The following is a 19021-nucleotide window of genomic DNA, read 5'->3' as shown; positions in this document are numbered from 1 at the left end:
CAAGAATAATACCCCACAGCCCTACACCGTAAGGTGGGTGAAACCCACCCCCCACCATTGGCCAGCACTCTTCGCGCCCTATAGTCGGATCATGGCCGACGTTCTGACCTTCACTGACAGGGGCATTTATTGTCCAGCGGGCGATTTCTATATCGATCCGTGGCGGCCCGTGGACCGCGCACTAATTACCCACGGCCACAGCGACCACGCACGCTGGGGGATGAACCGCTATCTGGCCACGACAGGCACAGCCCCTGTCATGCGGCACCGCTTGGGCGATATCACGCTCGAAACCACGGAATACGGCGTTGAAACCCGCATCGGAGACGCAACCGTCTCTTTCCACCCTGCCGGACACGTGCCCGGCTCAGCGCAGATCAGGGTGGCCGTGAAAGGCGAGGTCTGGGTTGTCTCGGGTGACTACAAGACAGTGGCCGACGGGCTCTCTGAACCGTTCGAACCCGTCCCCTGCCACGCTTTCATCACCGAATGCACCTTTGGCCTCCCGATTTTCAAATGGACGCCCCAAGACATTCTCGCCCGGCAAATCAACGACTGGTGGGCCGCCAATGCCGCAGCCGGGCGTACCTCAATCCTCGGGGCCTATGCATTGGGCAAAGCGCAGCGGTTGCTGACAACCGTCAACCCTGACATCGGCCAAATCCTGACGCACGGCGCAATCGAAAACACCAATGCGGTACTGCGCGGCCAGGGTTTTACCCTGCCCGAAACCACCCTTGTCACCGCCGAAACCACCCATAAAACCCACCCCGGCGCGCTGGTACTGGCCACGCCCAGCGCACTTGGCACCCCTTGGGCACGCAAATTCGGCACGGCCTCCACCGCGTTCGCCAGCGGCTGGATGGCCCTGCGCGGTGTGCGGCGCAGGCGCGCGGCAGATCGCGGGTTCATCGTCTCAGACCACGCCGATTGGGAAGGGCTGAACGCTGCGATCAAGGCGACCGGTGCGACCAAGGTCTTTGCCACCCACGGCTACACGGGTGCCTTCCAGAAATGGCTGTCCAGCCAGGGCTATGACGCGCATATCGTCAGCACGGATTACCAGGGCGAAGGGTTTGACCAGGCGGACGAGGCCGAGGCATGAAAGACTTCGCCGCCCTCTTCACCCGCATCGACGAAAGCACCAAGACCAGCGTCAAGACCGCCGCACTTGCCGATTATTTCCGCACCGCAACGCCGGAAGACCGGCTGTGGACCATCGCCCTCTTCACAGGGCGTCGCCCGAAACGCACGATCACGGCCACAAGGCTGCGGGAATGGGCGGCAGAGGTCGCGGGCTTGCCTGACTGGTTGTTCGAGGAAAGCTATAGCATCGTCGGTGATCTGGCCGAGACCATCGCGCTGGTGTTGCCCCCAGCCACGCAAAGCCAAGACCACACGCTGACCCATTGGATCAGCTACATCAAAACGCTGACGACACTCGAAGACGACGCACGCAAATCAGGTATCTTGGACGCATGGGACAGCCTGCCCCACACCGAAAGGTTCCTCTTCACCAAGCTTCTGACCGGCGGTTTTCGCATCGGGGTCAGCGCAAAACTGATCACCCGCGCGCTGGCACAGGCCACCGGCCAGCCCGAACCGGAGCTCACCCACAAGCTCATGGGCAATTGGACGCCGGACACCACCACATGGGACGCGTTGATCGAAGCAAACGACCCAACGGTAGACCTGTCCCGCCCCTACCCTTTCTATCTCGCCTACCAACTCGACGCATTCGATGACCTCGGCCCGCCCGCCAACTGGAATGCGGAACGCAAATGGGACGGTATCCGCGGTCAGCTGATTATCCGTGGCGGTGAACACCACCTGTGGTCGCGCGGTGAAGACCTGATGACGGACCGCTTCCCCGAACTCGCGCAACTGCGCGATTACCTGCCTGATGGCACGGTCATCGACGGTGAGGTGCTGGCCTTCGCTGATGAAAAGCCCCTGTCTTTCAACGCGCTGCAAAAACGGATCGGGCGCAAGACGGTGCCAAAGAAACTTCTGGCCGAGGCGCCAGTGATCCTTATGGCCTATGACCTCCTGGAACATCAGGGGGCGGATGTACGCGATAAACCTCTGAAAGACCGCCGCGCGGCGTTAGAGGATCTGATCAAGGATGCCCCTGTGACAGCCCCCCTGCGGCTGTCCGCCTCCGTCCGTTTCCAGACATGGGATGATCTGCGCACCGCACGCGACCAATCCCGCGATCTGGGCGCCGAAGGTCTGATGCTCAAACGCCTAGACAGCCCTTACCTTGCCGGGCGCAAACGGGGCGACTGGTGGAAATGGAAGATTGATCCGCTGACCATCGACGCGGTGATGATCTATGCCCAGGCAGGGCACGGACGCCGCGCGAACCTTTTCACCGACTACACATTCGCTGTTCGCGACGGCAATGATCTGGTGCCCTTCACCAAGGCCTATTCCGGCCTGACCGACAAGGAATTCCGCGAAATCACGGCATGGGTGCGCAAGAACACGCTGCAACGCTTTGGCCCTGTCCGGCAGGTGCCCGCCGAACATGTGTTCGAGATCGCCTTTGAGGGCATCCAGGCCAGCCCGCGCCACAAATCCGGCGTAGCTTTGCGTTTTCCGCGCATGCTGCGCTGGCGGCGCGACAAACCCGTGGATGAGGCCAATACGCTGGACGATCTCAAAGAGATGTTAGCCACCTACGGCTGATCGCCCTTAACACTTTTCGCAACAGTGCCTATGTATTCCCCAACACATGAAAAACAGAGGTTACCCTATGCCATTCCCCCAGCCCGTCTTTGATGCCAACACCAGCGGTGGGAAGGACCTTGGCAACCTGCCCGAATGGGACCTGAGCGATCTCTACCCCGCCACCGACAGCCCCGAACTGGCGCGCGATATGGCATGGCTGGAAAAAGAGTGTGCGGATTTCGCGGCAAGCTATGAAGGCAAACTGGCGACACTGGATGCAGGCGGGCTCTTGGAGGCCGTGCAACGCTACGAACAGATCGACGTGATCGCAGGGCGCATCATGTCCTTCGCGGGCTTGCGGTACTATCAATGCACAACCGACAGCGACCGCGCAAAATTCATGTCGGATTGTCAGGACAAGATGACGACCGCCACGACACCACTGGTGTTCTACAGTCTGGAATTCAACCGGCTTGATGACGACCACCTTGCCGATCTGCTTTCCGCCAATACGGACCTCGCGCGCTATAAACCGGTCTTTGACCGCATGCGTGCGATGAAGCCGCACCAGCTTTCGGATGAGCTGGAAAAGTTCCTGCATGACCAGTCCACAGTCGGTGCTGCGGCTTGGAACCGGCTTTTTGATGAAACCATGGCGGCGCTGGAATTCGTGGTCGATGACGAGGTCCTGAGCCTTGAAGCCACGCTGAACCTGCTGACCGAACAGGACCGCGCCAAACGCGAGGCGGCGACCCATGCGCTGGCGGCGGTGTTCCGCGAAAACATCAAGATCTTCTCGCGCATCCACAACACGCTGGCCAAAGAAAAAGAGATCGAGGACCGTTGGCGCAAGATGCCCACCCCGCAAACCGGACGGCACCTGTCCAACCATGTCGAAGCCGAGGTGGTCGAGGCGCTGCGCAACGCCGTTGTCGCCGCCTACCCGCGTCTGTCGCACCGCTACTATGCGCTCAAAGCCAAATGGCTGGGGCTGGAGCGGATGCAGGTCTGGGACCGCAACGCGCCTTTGCCGATGGAGAGCGACAAGATCGTCAATTGGGACGAGGCCACGGCCACGGTGATGGACGCCTATGCAGGGTTTGACCCCAAAATGGCCGAAATCGCCAAGCCCTTCTTTACCAAAGGCTGGATCGACGCCGCCGTAAAACCCGGCAAAGCGCCGGGCGCTTTCGCACACCCCACAGTGACACCCGTGCACCCGTATGTGATGCTGAACTATCTCGGAAAACCGCGCGACGTGATGACTTTGGCCCATGAATTGGGGCATGGTGTGCATCAGGTACTGGCAGCAGAACAGGGTGAGCTTTTGTCCTCAACCCCGCTGACACTGGCCGAAACGGCGTCGGTCTTTGGCGAAATGCTGACCTTCCAGAAATTGCTGGACGGTGCGAAGACCAAAGAAGAACGCAAGATCCTGCTGGCGGGCAAGGTCGAGGACATGATCAACACGGTCGTGCGCCAGATTGCCTTCTATGATTTCGAATGCAAACTCCACGCCGCCCGCGCCGAGGGCGAGTTGACACCGGACGATATCAACGCGCTCTGGATGTCGGTGCAGGCCGAAAGCCTTGGGCCTGTCTTCGATTTCGCGGATGGCTATGAAACCTTCTGGGCCTATATCCCCCACTTTGTACACTCGCCCTTCTACGTCTACGCCTATGCGTTCGGCGACGGGTTGGTGAATGCGCTCTATGCGGTCTATGCCGAGGGCGACCCCGATTTCCGCGAAAAGTATTTCGACATGCTGCGCGCTGGCGGGTCAAAGCACCACAAGGAATTGCTGGCGCCCTTCGGCCTCGACGCCTCTGATCCCAAGTTCTGGGACAAGGGCCTGTCGATGATCGAAGGCTTCATTGACGAATTGGAAGCGTTAGAGGACTAGAACCAACGCAGTCCCGGACTTGATCCGGGACCTCAACGTCGCACCACGAGGTCCCGGATCAAGTCCGGGACTGCGCGGCGCCTTCAATCCAGTTCAGTCCATGGCCAGGGCTTCACCTCGCTCGCGGCTGTCTGATAACGCGCGGCCTTGGCCATCCAAACGCCCATCGTCGTGCCCATTTCGGCCAGTTGGTCATTCGGCTGACGCTGATTGACCAACATGATCAGGAACTGCGCCACAGTCATGATCCCGAGCAATGTGCTCGCCATGCTCATCAGCACGGCAATGATCACCATATGCACCAAGCGCAGCCAGATGTTTTCGTAGTCGTCCACATTTATGTCGGAGCGGTCATCATCATTGGGCATCGTCATCTCCTAAGCGGGCCGTCCACCAGCCGCAAAAACCATATCAATCATCTTCTGCGTTCCGCGCGAAAACTCAAGCGGGCATGGATAGGCGGCACCAGTCTGCACCGATTGACAGAAATTTTCCACCTGCAGGACATATTGGTTCACCCCCGGCCAACGCTCGGTCGTGACGGTCTGGCCATCGGTTGTCATCGTCAGAACAGCCGCATCAAAGACATTGGCATTGTAAGGACAGGTCAATTTGAGCACACCCTTGTCGCCGTGAAAGGTGATTTCCTGACGCGGGAACATGCGGATCGACACCATGGCTGCATAGCTGAAGCTTGGAAAATCCGCCGCGACCTGCGCAAAGATATCGACATCATTGTCGAACCGCAGCTTGGCATAGGGCACCGCAAGTGGCTCTTCTCCGGACACAAAACGCGCGGACCCGAAGGTATAGACCCCGATATCACGCAAACCGCCACCACCCGCGGCAGGCTGATTGCGGATATTGCCCGCGTCATCATTAAAGAAACTGAACGCCGCATCCACATGCATCAAGGTGCCAATTGCGCCGCCTTGCACCAGTTCGCGCGCGCGGATGAATTGCGGATGATGCACGATCATATAGGCCTCGGCGGCCAGGACACCCGCCGCATCCCGCGCGGCAATCAACTGATCAAACTCCGCTTCTGCGAGCGTCATGGGCTTTTCGCATAACACATGCTTGCCCGCCGCCATCGCCTTGAGCGACCATTCCACATGCATGTGATTTGGCAGCGGAATATAGACCGCATCAATCGCCGGATCAGCCAAAAGCGCATCATAGCTGTCATGGATCTGAATGCCCGGCGCAAAGGCCTGAAAACCGGCGGCTTTTTCAGGGCTGGATGTGGCAAGGGCTGCCAGTTCGGCGCCTTTGGCCGCGTGTATCGCAGGCCCCATGTGTTTTTCAGCAAAGTTCGCGGCACCCAGAATGCCCCAGCGCAATGGTTTCATGTTCGTTTCCCCTTTGGCGCGATGTTAGCGCCACCAAGGACCAAAAGGAAATACGCGCAGAAACGAAAAATCCCCGCCAGCAGCGCTGACGGGGATGATTATTGCGAGAGCGATACGGCCTTACGCGTCAGCCAACATGCCCTTCTGGCGCGCCAGCTCCTGCATCTTTGCCTGCAGCTTTTCAAATGCACGCACCTCGATCTGGCGGATACGCTCGCGGCTGACGTCATACTGGCTGCTCAGATCTTCAAGCGTGACAGTCTCCTCGGACAGACGACGCTGCATCAGAATGTCTTTCTCACGCTCGTTTAGAACAGACATGGCATCGGCCAAGAGTTCGCGGCGCGCATCAAGTTCGTCATGCGCTTCATACTCGGCCGCTGTATTCGCGCTCTCGTCCTCAAGCCAGTCCTGCCATTGCGCGGCACCTTCACCATCGGCACTGACCGTGGCGTTCAGCGATGCATCCCCACCGGACAGACGGCGGTTCATGGAAATCACTTCGTCCTCGGTCACACCAAGATCGGTCGCAATCCGCTGGACGTTTTCAGGGCGCAGATCACCGTCTTCAAGCGCACCAATGCGGTTCTTCGCCTTGCGCAGGTTGAAAAAGAGCTTCTTCTGCGCTGATGTCGTGCCCAGCTTCACCAAAGACCATGACCGCAGGATATATTCCTGGATCGAGGCACGGATCCACCACATGGCATAGGTTGCCAGACGGAAGCCCTTTTCAGGATCAAAGCGCTTCACCGCCTGCATCAGGCCGACATTCGCCTCTGAAATCACCTCGGCCTGCGGCAGACCATAGCCGCGATAGCCCATGGCGATTTTGGCTGCCAGACGCAGGTGCGATGTCACCATCTTATGCGCAGCTTCCGTATCTTCATGGTCAACCCACCGCTTGGCAAGCATATATTCTTCTTCAGGCTCCAGCATCGGAAACTTGCGGATTTCCTGCATGTAACGGTTCAGGCCACCTTCCGGCGTCGGCGCTGGTAGATTCTTGTAGTTACTCACTGTATCTGCCCTCCTATGTATAAAGGCTTAACATGGATATGGGAACGCTAACATTTGGTTTCAAGAGCGGTCATATCCGATTCCATTAAAAAGAATATGAACTAATCAGTTCAGTTTTGCGACCCATGTTTCCGTGCATTCACGCACATGGGATCGTTTATTTCAGCCCTCAGCGCCAAGAGCGCGCAAAAGATTGCGCATATCTTGGGGGATTTCCGCCTCAAACTGCAGAAATTCGCCTGAAACAGGGTGTTCAAACCCCAAAGTCGCCGCATGCAGCGCCTGACGCGGAAACGCGGCTACAGCCGCAACACCCGCCTCACCAATTGCTTTGGGCGACAGTTTGCGCCGCCCGCCATAGACCGGATCACCGATCAACGCGTGCCCGCAATGGGCCATATGCACCCTGATCTGATGGGTGCGCCCCGTTTCCAGCCAGCATTCGATCAAGGCCGCGCAAGGCGGCGTGCCCAACGGCTCAACAATGCGCGACCGCGTCACGGCATGGCGCCCGCTGGTAAAGGACACCGCCTGCCGCTGCCTGTCTGTCCGGTGACGGCCCAGAAACGTCTGGATCTTCAGAATATTGCCCGGCTCAAACGACGTCCCCTTGATCCCGCGCAAACGCGGGTCATTCTGGTCCGGCAGGCCATAGCAAACCGCCAGATAGCGGCGCTCCACCGTATGGGCCGCAAACTGGTCAGCCAGATGATGATGCGCGCGATCCGATTTCGCCGCCACCAGCAACCCCGTGGTTTCTTTGTCGATCCGGTGCACGATACCTGGACGCTTCATGCCCCCCACACCCGAAAGCGTATCACCGCAGTGATGGATCAGGGCATTGACCAAGGTCCCGCCCGGGGTGCCTGGTGCCGGATGCACAACCATACCGCTGGGTTTATTGACGACAATCAGGTCTTCATCTTCAAAAACAACATCCAGCGCGATGTCTTCCGCGCCAATGTGGCTTTCCTCGGCAACAGCGACACTGACAGCCACGACAGCGCCTTCCGCAATCCGGAAACGTGGATCAGTGATGACAGCGCCGTCCACGGTCACAGCCCCGTCAGCAATCAACTTGGCCAACCGCGACCGGCTGAGTGCAGCCTCTTCCGGCACGTCACGCCCCAGCGCCTTATCAAGGCGTGGCGGCGGGTTTGGCCCGATTTCAAATGTAATGAGCGTCTCACCCATGATCGTCTCCGGCACTGCATGGGAGGGATGGTACCGCCTCCCCGGCTTGAACGGGGGACCCCTGGTTCCACAAACCAGTGCTCTAACCAACTGAGCTAAGGCGGCAACAGGGGTGATCTAGCGGGATGGGATCACGATTGCAAGTCCCCTAAAACGCAATCTGCCAAGTCTCTTCCACAAGATCGACGCCAAAGGAATGGACAGGTTCCGCCCGCGTCCGCGTCAAACCGTTGCGTTTGTAAATGCGGCCAGCCGCGGCATGGCTTTCATGGGTCCAAAGCGTAAGCCCTGCGTAGCCGGCATTGCGTGCAAAGCCTAGACATGCATCCAGTAAAGCCTGCGCAACCCCACTGCCCCGCGCATCTGCAACCACATAAAACAGACGGAGCTTGGCAGTCGTTGCGTCGTTACGTACGCAAAAGATACTGCCCAGCCGTTTGTTGCCGCTTTGGGCAATCCAGCCTGCCTCGCAACCGGGATCATGATCAGACAGATATGATTGAACGATGTCGCGCACCAAGGGGCCAAAACTGTCGTCAAACCCCTCGACCAGCGTATAATGCGCTGCATGTTCCGCCACCAACCAATCGGCATCACCGGCATCAAAAGGACGTAGTGTGAACTCCATGCTGCATGATCACCTGCATCCTCTTGCCAATCAAGCCTGGCGCACGGTAGGACAAGAGCCAGCAAGTCAAAGGGACCATCATGGGTATCAACAACGAGCGCGACATCGAAGCGAACATGCAGATCGGACCAACCGATCTGGGCATGGTGCGGATATTCATCGAAGCCGATGGTATCGAAATTCCGATGGATTTTGACCCTGAAGAAGCTGACGAGATCGCCGAAGAGATCAAGGCCGCGGCAATGGCAGCCCGCGCCGTCAAAAAGCGGTAATAAACCCTGGATCGCGCGCGGCCTGCGCACGCACCGCGGCATGGCGCGCAAATTTCTGCATCATCACTTTACGGCGTGCAGCGGCCAGTCTGGTTTCAGGCCCCATCCGGATGATCTCGGCGTCATAGGCATCAGCAAGAATCAGGCCCGTCTCTTCCGGCAATAACTCGGTTGGAAAATCGCTATCGACCGCCCAGAAAAAACGGTCAGACCATTCCAGATATCCGCGCCATTTGCTGTCTGACTGAAAATCGGCGCGGCTGGATTTGCATTCGACAATCCAGATCTCGCCCTTCGGCCCCAGTGCCATCACATCAACGCGCAGGCCGGATGTCGGCACCAACTCTTCGACACTCACAAAATCATGACCCCGCAAGGCGCGGCTGACCCCCCGCGCCAAAAGCTGGCCGGGCATCAGGCTCGGGCTGTAGGACAGGTCGGACATAGCCAATACCATGAACAATAGGTGAACATAACGCAAGGCCAAACCGCGTCTCCTCAACGCGACTCAGTGCAGTAAATCGGCAAAAGCGCAAAGCGAAACAATCTCGAATCATGGGTGGGATTGATCAAGGTGGATAATTTTAATTATTAAATATCAACTATTTACGCAATATTTAGCCTCTAATGCAAATTGAAACGCGCCACATTTATGACTGAAACGGGACACATTGGGCGCAATCACAGGGGCAAAAGCCTTGTCCACGTCACGTTTTCGGCCGCTTTCCTACGTAAAACTTAAGGCAACCAAGAGGAGCGTAACGAATGTCACTGTTTGCCAACATTACTTTTTTCGAAGTCTCTATGGCTCTTGTCTTTGTCGGTATCGCAGAGCGTTTGTTGCTCGGCTACGCCCCTGCCGAAATGGTTGGCGCAAAAGGCTGGCTCATCCGCGGTGACATCGAAGAATAAGCTGTTCGAGGGGCTTGCCCTTCGTCACACACACCCCTACCTGTTGGGCGACGGGTTCTGCGCCTCTCGTATACCATAGGTACAAATCCAGTGGCCTTAAGCAAATCCGAGGGAGCTGGCTCTGTTCTGACCCTGGTCTGATTACCTGGCGCCCACCTGTACATACAGGTCCTCGGGATTAGTTACCTCTACGGTTGCCGTGGTTCCCGTCACTTCCCCAAAGCCTGACTATCTGCCGCGCGATGCGCGCGCTTCAACGCGGATCGGAATAAGCGGGCCGCGATGGTCATCATCATCGTCGTCATCTGCCTGTGACATGACCACGATTGCAAACTGGACGCTGCCAAACACCGTGCCGTGAAAGAACCACAGCAGAAATACCGCCAGATAGCCTACATCAGAGCCGGCAATCAGGCTGCCAAGTCCGGCCACATCGTTCCAGAGGATCAGTGCGACAAAGACCGCCGACAGCGCAAAGCCGATGGCACAATGGCGCAGATAAAGACGCATAAGATCAGGTTCATTCTCAGGGCGCATGTGCGATCCTCCTGCGCTTTAGAATATACCTAACTTCGGCAATGGCAAATCACGATGATTTCCCGAATGCCTCCGGCTGGGCTTCGCGGGCCATGTGATCAAGGACAGCGTTGACGAACTTGGGCTCTTTGCCATCGGCGGAAAACGCCTCGGCCACGCCGACAAATTCGCTGATCACGACTTTGGGCGGCGTCTGTTTCAGCATCATTTCTGCACCAGCCGCGCGGAAGAGCGCGCGCCATGTGGGATCAATGCGCGCAATCGGCCATTTCGCCACCAGCGCACGGTCGGTCATCTGGTCGATCGCGGCCTGATCATCAACGGCCTTTTCCATCAACCCGCGGAATGTATCCACGTGGCCCTCGGCCATCTCGCCGTCCTCATAGACAGCGCCAAGGCGATGATCCTCGAACTCGCGCGTGACCTGATCGACGGTCTGGCCACTGGCCTCCATCTGGAACAGTGCCTGTACAGCATAAAACCGTGCGGCGGATTTCATTTTGCGGAGCTGGTTGTTCGAGAGGGTCATGTGCTGGTCTTGCTATCCGTATCGCCGGCCATCAGGATGTCGCGGGTGAACCCCACGCCCTTGTCGGCCTTGCCCCACTTACGGGCCAGCGCAATCAGGTGCAAGGCCGCAGCGGCCGCCCCGCCGCCTTTGTTCATTTCTGCCGGATCGGCGCGGACGGCAGCCTGTGCATAGTTTTCCACGGTCAGGATACCGTTGCCGATGCACAAACCCTGCAAGCCCAAAAGCTGGATCGCGCGGCTGCTGTCATTGCAGACGGTATCATAATGCGTTGTCTCGCCACGGATGACACAGCCAAGGGCAACGTAGCCGTCAAAATTACTCATCCGCTCGGCGATGCCGATGGCCGTCGGGATTTCCAGTGCACCGGGCACCTCGACAAGATCCCATGTCGCGCCCGCCTTTTCGATCTCGGCCTTGGCGCCGGCAATCTGGTTGTCCGAGATGTCCTTGTAATAAGGCGACGCTACGATCAGGATTTTCACCGGCTTATCGAATTCCGGCAGGGGCATGATGTAGTGCGATGGTCCGGCCATTATCCGATCTCCGAGATTTTACGTGTACCGACAATTTCCAATCCGTAGGCGTCCAGCCCCACCACCTTGGGTTTTGGCGAATTGGTCAGCAATTCAATCTCATGCAAGCCCAGCGAGCTGAGGATTTGCGCACCAAGCCCGTACTGGCGCAGCGTTTGCGGCGAGACCTCTTCACCTGTCTCAAGCTTCATATGCACATCACGCAGCAGCACCAGCACACCGCGCCCTTCTTCGGCAATCAGTGACATCGCATCGCCGAATTCGTTGCGCCGCCCCTTGGGGCCTGCGCCTACAATATCCAGCAATGGATCCATGGCATGCATCCGCACAAGCACAGGCTCGGGTGTTGAGATATTGCCTTTGATCAGGGCGATATGTTCCGCCCCTTGGGTTTCGTCAGTGTAGATGCGCAGTTCCCATTCACCTCCGAATTCCGACTGGATGGTACTGCTTTCGCGGACACGCACCAGATTGTCGTGGCGACGGCGATAGGCGATCAGATCACTGATCGTCCCGATCTTGAGGTTATGCAGCTGCGCAAAGGCAATCAGATCAGGCAGGCGCGCCATCTCGCCGTCTTCCTTCATGATCTCGCAGATCACACCCGAAGGGTTCAGCCCCGCAAGACGGCTGATATCCACGGCGGCCTCGGTATGCCCGGCACGCACCAGAACGCCACCGTCGCGGGCACGGAGCGGAAAGACGTGACCGGGTGTTGCGATATCGGCAGCGCCCTTTGATGCATCAATCGCCGTCGCCACAGTACGCGCGCGGTCGTGGGCAGAAATACCGGTGCTGACACCCTCACGGGCCTCAATGCTGACGGTAAAGGCGGTTTCATGGCGTGACGAGTTCTGTGACGCCATCAAGGGCAGGCCCAGTGCATCAATCCGCGCACCTGGCAGCGTAAGGCAGATCAGCCCGCGCCCGTGCTTGGCCATAAAGTTGATTGCATCCGGCGTGGCCATCTGCGCGGGGATCACCAGATCGCCCTCGTTTTCGCGGTCCTCATGGTCCACAAGAATGAACATCTTGCCGTTGCGCGCATCTTCAATGATATCTTCGATCTTGCTGATCGCGTCGGACCAATCCCGTTCAACAGGGCCGGGTGTCTCAAATTGCTGGGTCATATCTGTCTCCGCAGGCGTCTTGCCTGAGGCAGATAGCCCAGAGGCAGCACTTTGGAAAGCGTCTATGGGCAGGTTCACGTAAGGTGGATCAAGATCCACCTTACCCGCAAAAGAACTGCTCTGCCTGCAAATAGCCCGCAGTCCGTGCCGCCTCGGCCCATTCACGCTCAAACGCGGTGTCACCCACGATCACAAAACGGTCCGCAGGATGCCCCTCAGCCGTGATCATTACGCGCATCCGGTCGCGCATTGCGGCCCAGCTGTCACTGAAGGCCGGTGCGGCATGGGCACCGGAAAGACCTGCCAAGGACCCAAGATGGGTCGCGCTGACAGGTTTATGCGCAACACCTGTGCAGGTCGTCCGCACCAAACCAGTCAGCTTTCCAGCGCGGTCCACCGGAAGCGGCTGGCCCTCGCGCAAGACGCGCAAAGCATTGTTCGAAAATAGAAACCCGATCAGATCATGGCCTGTGCTGGCGCGGATACCGGCATAGGTCTTATACGGCAAACCCAACTCGGCCGCGCGCCGCACGCGCAGGCGCACCACCTCGACCGGCAATGTCGGCATCAGGTCTTTGCGCGCCCGCGTCCACACATGGGTCCGCCAGCTTTTACCCGGCACATCGACCTGACCTGAATTATGCCCGATGCCTGCCATCAGGCGTATTCCTGCAGCCGCGCCACATAACGGGCCATCGTATCAATCTCGAGATTGATCCGGTCGCCGACCTTGGTGTCACCCCACGTGGTGGCAACCTTGGTGTGCGGAATAAAATTGATCCCGAAATCCGCGCCATCCACCTCGTTCACCGTCAGTGACGTGCCGTCCAGCGCCACCGAGCCTTTCGGTGCAATAAACCGCGCCAGCTCCTGCGGCGCACGGAAGGTCACGCGTGTACTGTCGCCTTCATCACGCATCGCTATCACCTCGGCCACACCGTCCACATGCCCCGACACGATATGCCCGCCAAGCTCATCGCCGACCTTCAAGGCCCGCTCAAGGTTCAGGCGCGTCCCGACAGACCAACCACCGACATTGGTCGCCCCCACAGTCTCGGCGGAAATTTCGACGTCAAACCAGTTCTGCGGCGCGCGGCCCAGCGCCACGACGGTCAAACACACACCATTGCAGGCAATCGAGGCCCCGATATCAATGCCGGCCACATCATAGCCTGTCCCGATCCGCGCCCGCAGATCGCCGCGCTGTTCAAGCTCAAGCACTGTGCCGATATCTGTAACAATTCCCGTGAACATTGATGCGCGTCCCTTTTCTGCTCTGTCCTGACCTAGCGTTTCAGAGACGCTGCGGCAAGCCGGACGCTTGCCAGAAACGCCTATTCAGGTCAGTAAGAAACTCAGGACACCTTTCCATCAATGTGATTATGCCCGATCAAAAGTCTTTTCTTTTTCTGCAAGGCCCACACGGCCCGTTTTTCCGTCAATTGAGCCGGATGCTGCGCCACACCGGCGCCAAGGTCTGGCGTGTCGGCTTTAACGCAGGCGATGCGGCCTTTTGGGGCCGTGCACCGGGTTACATCGCGTTTCAGGACGACCTTGGCACATGGCCCGCAAGACTGGCCGCGATCCTGCAAGACCACGCCATTACCGATATCGTGCTTTACGGTGACACCCGCCCCACCCACGCAGAGGCGGTGCGACAGGCCAAAGCCCTAGGCCTGCGCATCCATGTCTTCGAGGAGGGCTATCTGCGCCCCTATTGGGTGACCTATGAACGCGGCGGCAGCAACGGCCATTCCCGTCTGATGGATATTTCCGTTGATGAAATGCGCGACAGGCTCGCACAATCGGACGTCGACCTGCCCACCCCGCCTGCGCATTGGGGCGTTATGCGGCAACATATCTTTTACGGCGCGCTCTATCATTGGTTCGTGATGTTCCGGAACCACCGCTACCCCGGGTTCAAGCCGCACCGCGCACTGCCCGTCCACCGCGAGGCATTGCTTTATACAAAGCGCCTTCTGCTCATGCCCTTCCTGCGCCTGCACCGGCGTTGGGCCACCCTGCGCATCAAGGCCGGCGGCTATCCTTACCATATCGTCTTGTTGCAACTGGAACATGACGCAAGCTTTCAGGCCCATTCCTCATTCGCGACCATGCAGGACTTCATCGCCGAGGTGATTGCGGGCTTTGCCAAAGGCGCGCCTGCGCATCACCATCTGGTCTTCAAGGCGCATCCATTGGAAAGCGGGCAGTCCCCTTTGCGGCGCATGATCCGCACATTGGCAGAGGCGCACGGGGTCAATGCGCGGACGCATTACCTGCGCGGTGGTAAACTTGCACAGATCCTTGGTGACGCGCGCTCTGCTGTAACTGTGAATTCCACCGCAGGACAGCAAGCACTCTGGCGTGGCATCCCGCTCAAAGCCTTTGGCACAGCCGTTTACAGCAAGCCCGAATTCGTCTCGGACCTTCCATTGCATGCGTTCTTTGCAGCCCCTGAACGCCCCGACGCCAAAGCCTACCGCACCTATCGCCAGTTCCTGCTTGAAACCAGCCAGGTCCCTGGCGGCTTCTATTCCGCCTCGGGCCGCCAGCAGCTCTTGCGACACCTTGTCGATATGATGCTGCAGGACGCCGATCCTTACGATGCCCTGCTGCCGAGACAATCGCAGGCAAGCCCGCCTTTGCGCGTTGTACAGAGCGGACGGCTGCAATAGTTTGCCGCCGATGACACAGGAAAAACGCCAGAACCTCTACGTCTACAATGGCGGCTTCCTGACCAAAGGACGGGTCCGGCGGATTGTGGAACTGGCAGGCTATGACATCAAGATCGGCGCACCGGGTGACGGGGATCTTGTTAGCGTCTGGGGACACAGCCCTACATCCCCGCGCGGTGAGGCAGTGGCCGCAAGGCGCAATGCACCCATCCTGCGCGTCGAAGACAGTTTTCTGCGCTCTGTGGGGCTGGGGCGCGACGGCGCGCCGCCCATTGGCCTGAATATTGACCGCAATGGCGTGCACTTCGATCCTGCAACTGAATCTGATCTGGAACTCATCCTTGCCGAAGAGCCTTTGGACGACACCGCCCTGCTGAACCGCGCCCGCGCCGGGATCGAGATACTCAAATCGGGACATCTGTCAAAGTACAACGCCTTTGATCCGGCTCTGCCCGTCCCTGAGCCGGGCTATGTTCTGGTGATCGACCAAAGCCGCAAGGATGCCTCGGTCACGGCTTCGGGTGCGGACAGCAATACCTTCCGCGAGATGCTGTTCTACGCGCAAACCGAATTCCCCAACGCGCAGATCCTGATCAAGTCACATCCTGAAACCACGGCAGGGCACCGCAAAGGGTATTTCACTCAGAAAGATACAAACGCGCGCATTGCGCTCGCTGACGACAACCTGTCGCCTTGGGCGCTCTTGGAAGGCGCGATTGCCGTCTACACGGTCAGTTCGCAGCTCGGTTTTGAAGCCATCCTTGCAGGGCACAAACCTGTCGTCTTCGGCCAACCTTTCTACATGGGCTGGGGGCTGACAGATGATCGCAAACCGCTGCAGCGCCGCCAACGCAACCTGACCCGCGCACAGCTTTTTGCCGCCGCCATGATCCTCTATCCCACATGGTACGATCCATTCCATGACCGCTTGTGCAGCTTTGAAGAGGCCGCCGCGACACTGGCTTCCGAGGCACAGGCATGGCGCGATGATTATAAGGGGTGGGTCGCCGCCGATATGCGGCTTTGGAAACGCAGGACCCTGCAGGATTTCTTCGGGCGGCCCAAACCTGTGAAATTCCTGCGCGGCCCCAAGGCCAGCCATAGCGCCCGCGCCAAAAACCACCGCTTGATGCGTTGGGCCAGCACCGGCGCAAAGGATGCGGTGCTGGTCGAGGACGGCTTTCTGCGCTCCCGCGGACTGGGTGCCGATTTGATCGCGCCACTTAGCCTCGTTCTGGATGATCAGGGCATCTATTACGACGCCACGCGGCCCAGCCGATTGGAAACACTGCTCAACGCCGCGGACGATCTGAGCGACCATGAACGCGCACGGGCGGCGGCATTGATCGAACGGATCACCGAGGCGCGGCTGTCGAAATACAACCTCACCGCCAAGCCGTTGCCTGATCTGCCCCAAGGCCGCCGCATCCTAGTGCCCGGTCAGGTCGAGGACGACGCGTCAGTCATCCATGGCAGCAGTGAGGTGACCACCAATCTGGCCCTGCTTGAGATCGTACGCAAAGCAAATCCCGCCGCTGTGATCGTCTATAAACCGCACCCCGATGTCGAAGCGGGTCTGCGGCCCGGTGCGGTGCCAAATGCGGCGGAACTGGCCGATGTCGTGCTGGCGGGCACCGATCCCATCGACGCGATCGACGCGGTGGATGAGGTTTGGACCATGACCTCTCTCTTGGGTTTTGAGGCGCTTTTGCGCGGCAAGAAAGTCACCTGTCTCGGCACGCCGTTCTATGCGGGCTGGGGCCTGACCGATGACCGCGCCATGCCCGAGCCGCGCCGTCAGGCAAGGCTTGATCTCGCGGCTTTGGTGCATGGCACACTGATAAGCTATCCGCGCTACCGCGATCCGGTCACAGGTTTGCCCTGCCCCGTCGAAGTGATCGTAGATCGCATTGAAAACAATGACTTGCCAAAACACAGCGTCTTCAATCGCAGCCTGGCAAAACTTCAGGGGGTTTTCGCAAGCTACGCGTTTCTGTGGCGCTAGACGGCGGGCTCACGCGACCAGATGTGGCAGATATCCCGTCCCACAGGCGTCACGCTATCCAAGGCAAAACGCGGTGCAGAGGCCAGCCGGTCAATCCCCATCGCGGCCAGCATCGGCGTGCCTTCGGCCCCGATCGCGGCCCCCGCAGAATAGACAATCAACTGATCCACCAGACCCGCGTTCAGCAGCGACGCAGCCAGCATCCCGCCACCTTCGCAGAACACGCGGGTCACACCCTTTGCGGCCAGTGCTTCCAGCGCAGAGCGTGGGTCCACCTGGCCTGATGCCGTGGCACAAGGCAGGCTTTGTGCGCCCTTTGTCGTCCACTCGGTGACATCCGCTTCGGCCCCGTGACAAAGCCAGACAGGTACCTCATGTGCCGTCTGCGCAAGCAGTGCTGAGGCGGGAATTTTCATCGCACGCGACACAACCACACGCACAGGCTGGCGCGAAATCCCCAGACCCCGCACTGTTAAGGACGGATTATCGGCACGCACCGTTCCCGCGCCCACCATGACCGCATCATGGCGCGCGCGGTGCATATGCACATCGCGGCGCGCCTGAGGTCCGGTGATCCATTGGCTTTCCCCTGTGGCGGTTGCAATGCGCCCGTCCAGCGTGCCGGCCATTTTCAGCGTCACAAAGGGGCGGTTTTGGGTGGTGCGCAGCAAGAACCCCGCATGATCGCGCAGCGCCTCTGCTTCCCCCACACCACAATCCACGATAATCCCTGCATCGCGCAACATCCGGATACCACGCCCTGCAACGCGGCTGTCAGGATCACCCGTCGCGACAACCACACGCGCCATACCCGCTCCAATCAAAGCTTGAGAGCAAGGCGGCGTCTGTCCGTGATGCGCGCAGGGTTCCAGCGTGACATAGGCGGTCGCACCTGCCGCCGCAGCCCCGGCCTGTGCCAGCGCGCGCGTTTCAGCATGGGGCCTGCCACCATCAGCCGTCCAGCCGCGCCCGACAATCTGGCCCTCTTTGACAATCACGCAGCCCACAGCAGGATTGGGCCAGACACGCCCCATCCCGCGCCGCCCCAACATCAGGGCGAGCGCCATAAACCGGTCATCCTGGTGCTGGGTCACGTATCCAGATCGTCTTTGTGATCAGGGCGCAATTCGCTGACGAATTTGTCGAAATCGTCTGCCGCCTGGAAGTTCTTGTAAACACTCGCAAAGCGCACATAGGCCACGGTGTCGATCCGCGCGAGGCTTTCCATCACGATCTCGCCGATTGTGCCGGACGGAATATCCGTCTCGCCAAGGCTTTCGAGACGGCGCACGATGCCGCTGATCATCTGGTCAATCCGCTCGGGCTCGACAGGGCGTTTTTGCAACGCGATCCGGATCGAGCGTTCCAGCTTGGGCCGGTCGAAATCTTCGCGGCGGCCATTGGTCTTGATCACCACAAGGTCACGCAATTGCACACGTTCATAAGTGGTAAACCGTCCACCACAGGCCGGACAAAACCGCCGCCGGCGGATCGCCACGTGGTCTTCGGCGGGGCGGCTGTCTTTGACCTGTGTGTCAACATTTCCACAAAACGGGCAACGCATGTTCAGTCCTCATTCATTTGCGGGGGGCTACGACTGGTAGCGCGGCCCCACTTATCCACAGGCACTATATGAGCGCAGGCAGGTTTTGGGT

At 59.1% G+C, this 19021-nt stretch carries 21 protein-coding genes and 1 tRNA gene; 7 read left to right on the top strand and 15 right to left on the bottom strand.

Translation table 11 applies throughout. From position 1 onward, the window contains the following. Positions 1-91: 91 nt before the first annotated feature. The 3 genes from C7964_RS13095 (at position 92) to C7964_RS13085 (ending at position 4576) form a co-directional block, all read left to right on the top strand. A complete protein-coding gene (locus C7964_RS13095; protein WP_110280073.1) occupies positions 92-1105 on the top strand; it encodes a ligase-associated DNA damage response exonuclease in 1014 nt (337 codons plus the stop codon). Then, entirely contained in the window at positions 1102-2691 is a 1590-nt protein-coding gene (locus C7964_RS13090) for an ATP-dependent DNA ligase (RefSeq protein WP_110280072.1), read from the top strand. The genes C7964_RS13095 and C7964_RS13090 overlap by 4 nt, the downstream gene beginning before the upstream one ends. A 67-nt stretch (positions 2692-2758) precedes the next feature. Further along, positions 2759-4576 carry a M3 family oligoendopeptidase gene (locus tag C7964_RS13085; RefSeq protein WP_110280071.1) on the top strand — a complete coding sequence of 606 codons (1818 nt, stop codon included), beginning with the start codon at positions 2759-2761 and terminating at the stop codon, positions 4574-4576. An 83-nt stretch (positions 4577-4659) separates the two neighbouring features. Here C7964_RS13085 and C7964_RS13080 read toward each other — a convergent pair whose 3' ends face one another. From C7964_RS13080 to C7964_RS13055, 6 genes are all read right to left on the bottom strand, one after another. Further along, the gene (locus C7964_RS13080) at positions 4660-4944 is read right to left on the bottom strand and encodes a DUF4389 domain-containing protein (RefSeq protein WP_055294772.1); all 285 of its coding nucleotides are present in this window, start codon (positions 4942-4944) and stop codon (positions 4660-4662) included. Between the two features lie 9 nt (positions 4945-4953). Further along, positions 4954-5928, bottom strand: coding sequence for a Gfo/Idh/MocA family protein (locus C7964_RS13075; protein ID WP_110280070.1), 975 nt, complete (start codon positions 5926-5928; stop codon positions 4954-4956). Between the two features lie 120 nt (positions 5929-6048). Beyond that, entirely contained in the window at positions 6049-6945 is an 897-nt protein-coding gene (rpoH, locus tag C7964_RS13070) for an RNA polymerase sigma factor RpoH (protein ID WP_055687569.1), read from the bottom strand. A gap of 162 nt (positions 6946-7107) precedes the next feature. Further along, positions 7108-8139, bottom strand: coding sequence for an RluA family pseudouridine synthase (locus tag C7964_RS13065; RefSeq protein WP_110280069.1), 1032 nt, complete (start codon positions 8137-8139; stop codon positions 7108-7110). A gap of 28 nt (positions 8140-8167) precedes the next feature. Further along, positions 8168-8244: transfer RNA gene (locus C7964_RS13060), tRNA-His, on the bottom strand. A gap of 43 nt (positions 8245-8287) precedes the next feature. Then, a complete protein-coding gene (locus tag C7964_RS13055; protein WP_110280068.1) occupies positions 8288-8767 on the bottom strand; it encodes a GNAT family N-acetyltransferase in 480 nt (159 codons plus the stop codon). A gap of 80 nt (positions 8768-8847) precedes the next feature. Between C7964_RS13055 and C7964_RS13050 the strand changes: the two genes are divergently transcribed. After that, positions 8848-9039, top strand: coding sequence for a DUF6324 family protein (locus C7964_RS13050; RefSeq protein WP_110280067.1), 192 nt, complete (start codon positions 8848-8850; stop codon positions 9037-9039). On the opposite strand, the gene C7964_RS13045 is transcribed toward C7964_RS13050, so the two are convergent. Next, entirely contained in the window at positions 9026-9484 is a 459-nt protein-coding gene (locus tag C7964_RS13045) for an MmcB family DNA repair protein (RefSeq protein WP_181417174.1), read from the bottom strand. The genes C7964_RS13050 and C7964_RS13045 overlap by 14 nt on opposite strands. Positions 9485-9804: 320 nt before the next feature. Here C7964_RS13045 and C7964_RS19990 point away from each other — a divergent pair, with 320 nt between their 5' ends. Continuing rightward, positions 9805-9951 carry a hypothetical protein gene (locus tag C7964_RS19990; RefSeq protein ID WP_165689306.1) on the top strand — a complete coding sequence of 49 codons (147 nt, stop codon included), beginning with the start codon at positions 9805-9807 and terminating at the stop codon, positions 9949-9951. Between the two features lie 228 nt (positions 9952-10179). On the opposite strand, the gene C7964_RS13040 is transcribed toward C7964_RS19990, so the two are convergent. From C7964_RS13040 to C7964_RS13015, 6 genes are all read right to left on the bottom strand, one after another. Further along, positions 10180-10488, bottom strand: a complete 309-nt coding sequence (locus C7964_RS13040; protein WP_110280066.1) for a hypothetical protein — start codon at positions 10486-10488, stop codon at positions 10180-10182. A 49-nt stretch (positions 10489-10537) separates the two neighbouring features. Then, on the bottom strand, positions 10538-11017 hold the full coding sequence (gene nusB / locus C7964_RS13035; RefSeq protein WP_110280065.1) for a transcription antitermination factor NusB: 480 nt from the start codon (positions 11015-11017) through the stop codon (positions 10538-10540). After that, complete coding sequence (locus C7964_RS13030) at positions 11014-11553, bottom strand: 6,7-dimethyl-8-ribityllumazine synthase (RefSeq protein ID WP_110280064.1); 540 nt, start codon at positions 11551-11553, stop codon at positions 11014-11016. Before C7964_RS13030 ends, nusB begins: the two co-directional genes overlap by 4 nt. Beyond that, positions 11553-12683: a 3,4-dihydroxy-2-butanone-4-phosphate synthase gene (ribB, locus tag C7964_RS13025; protein ID WP_110280273.1), complete on the bottom strand. Its 1131-nt coding sequence runs from the start codon at positions 12681-12683 to the stop codon at positions 11553-11555. Before ribB ends, C7964_RS13030 begins: the two co-directional genes overlap by 1 nt. A gap of 100 nt (positions 12684-12783) precedes the next feature. Further along, a complete protein-coding gene (locus C7964_RS13020; protein ID WP_110280063.1) occupies positions 12784-13341 on the bottom strand; it encodes a hypothetical protein in 558 nt (185 codons plus the stop codon). Beyond that, positions 13341-13937 (bottom strand): riboflavin synthase, encoded by a 597-nt coding sequence (locus tag C7964_RS13015; RefSeq protein WP_110280062.1) that lies wholly within the window; start codon positions 13935-13937, stop codon positions 13341-13343. Before C7964_RS13015 ends, C7964_RS13020 begins: the two co-directional genes overlap by 1 nt. Positions 13938-14065: 128 nt before the next feature. Here C7964_RS13015 and C7964_RS13010 point away from each other — a divergent pair, with 128 nt between their 5' ends. Together C7964_RS13010 and C7964_RS13005 are read left to right on the top strand one after the other, a co-directional pair. Continuing rightward, on the top strand, positions 14066-15361 hold the full coding sequence (locus C7964_RS13010) for a capsule polysaccharide biogenesis protein (RefSeq protein WP_181417173.1): 1296 nt from the start codon (positions 14066-14068) through the stop codon (positions 15359-15361). A 10-nt stretch (positions 15362-15371) separates the two neighbouring features. Continuing rightward, positions 15372-17366: a capsule polysaccharide biogenesis protein gene (locus C7964_RS13005; RefSeq protein WP_110280272.1), complete on the top strand. Its 1995-nt coding sequence runs from the start codon at positions 15372-15374 to the stop codon at positions 17364-17366. On the opposite strand, the gene ribD is transcribed toward C7964_RS13005, so the two are convergent. Then, positions 17363-18460, bottom strand: coding sequence for a bifunctional diaminohydroxyphosphoribosylaminopyrimidine deaminase/5-amino-6-(5-phosphoribosylamino)uracil reductase RibD (gene ribD / locus C7964_RS13000; RefSeq protein ID WP_286163936.1), 1098 nt, complete (start codon positions 18458-18460; stop codon positions 17363-17365). The two genes, C7964_RS13005 and ribD, sit on opposite strands and share 4 nt — an antisense overlap. Then, the gene (gene nrdR, locus C7964_RS12995) at positions 18457-18930 is read right to left on the bottom strand and encodes a transcriptional regulator NrdR (protein WP_110280060.1); all 474 of its coding nucleotides are present in this window, start codon (positions 18928-18930) and stop codon (positions 18457-18459) included. Before nrdR ends, ribD begins: the two co-directional genes overlap by 4 nt. Positions 18931-19021: the final 91 nt, after the last annotated feature.

Origin of the sequence: Loktanella sp. PT4BL, from assembly GCF_003201935.1 — a bacterium.
GTDB lineage: Bacteria > Pseudomonadota > Alphaproteobacteria > Rhodobacterales > Rhodobacteraceae > Yoonia.
Note: the sequence above shows the minus strand (reverse complement) of the source record. Positions and strands in the feature narration are given on the sequence as shown.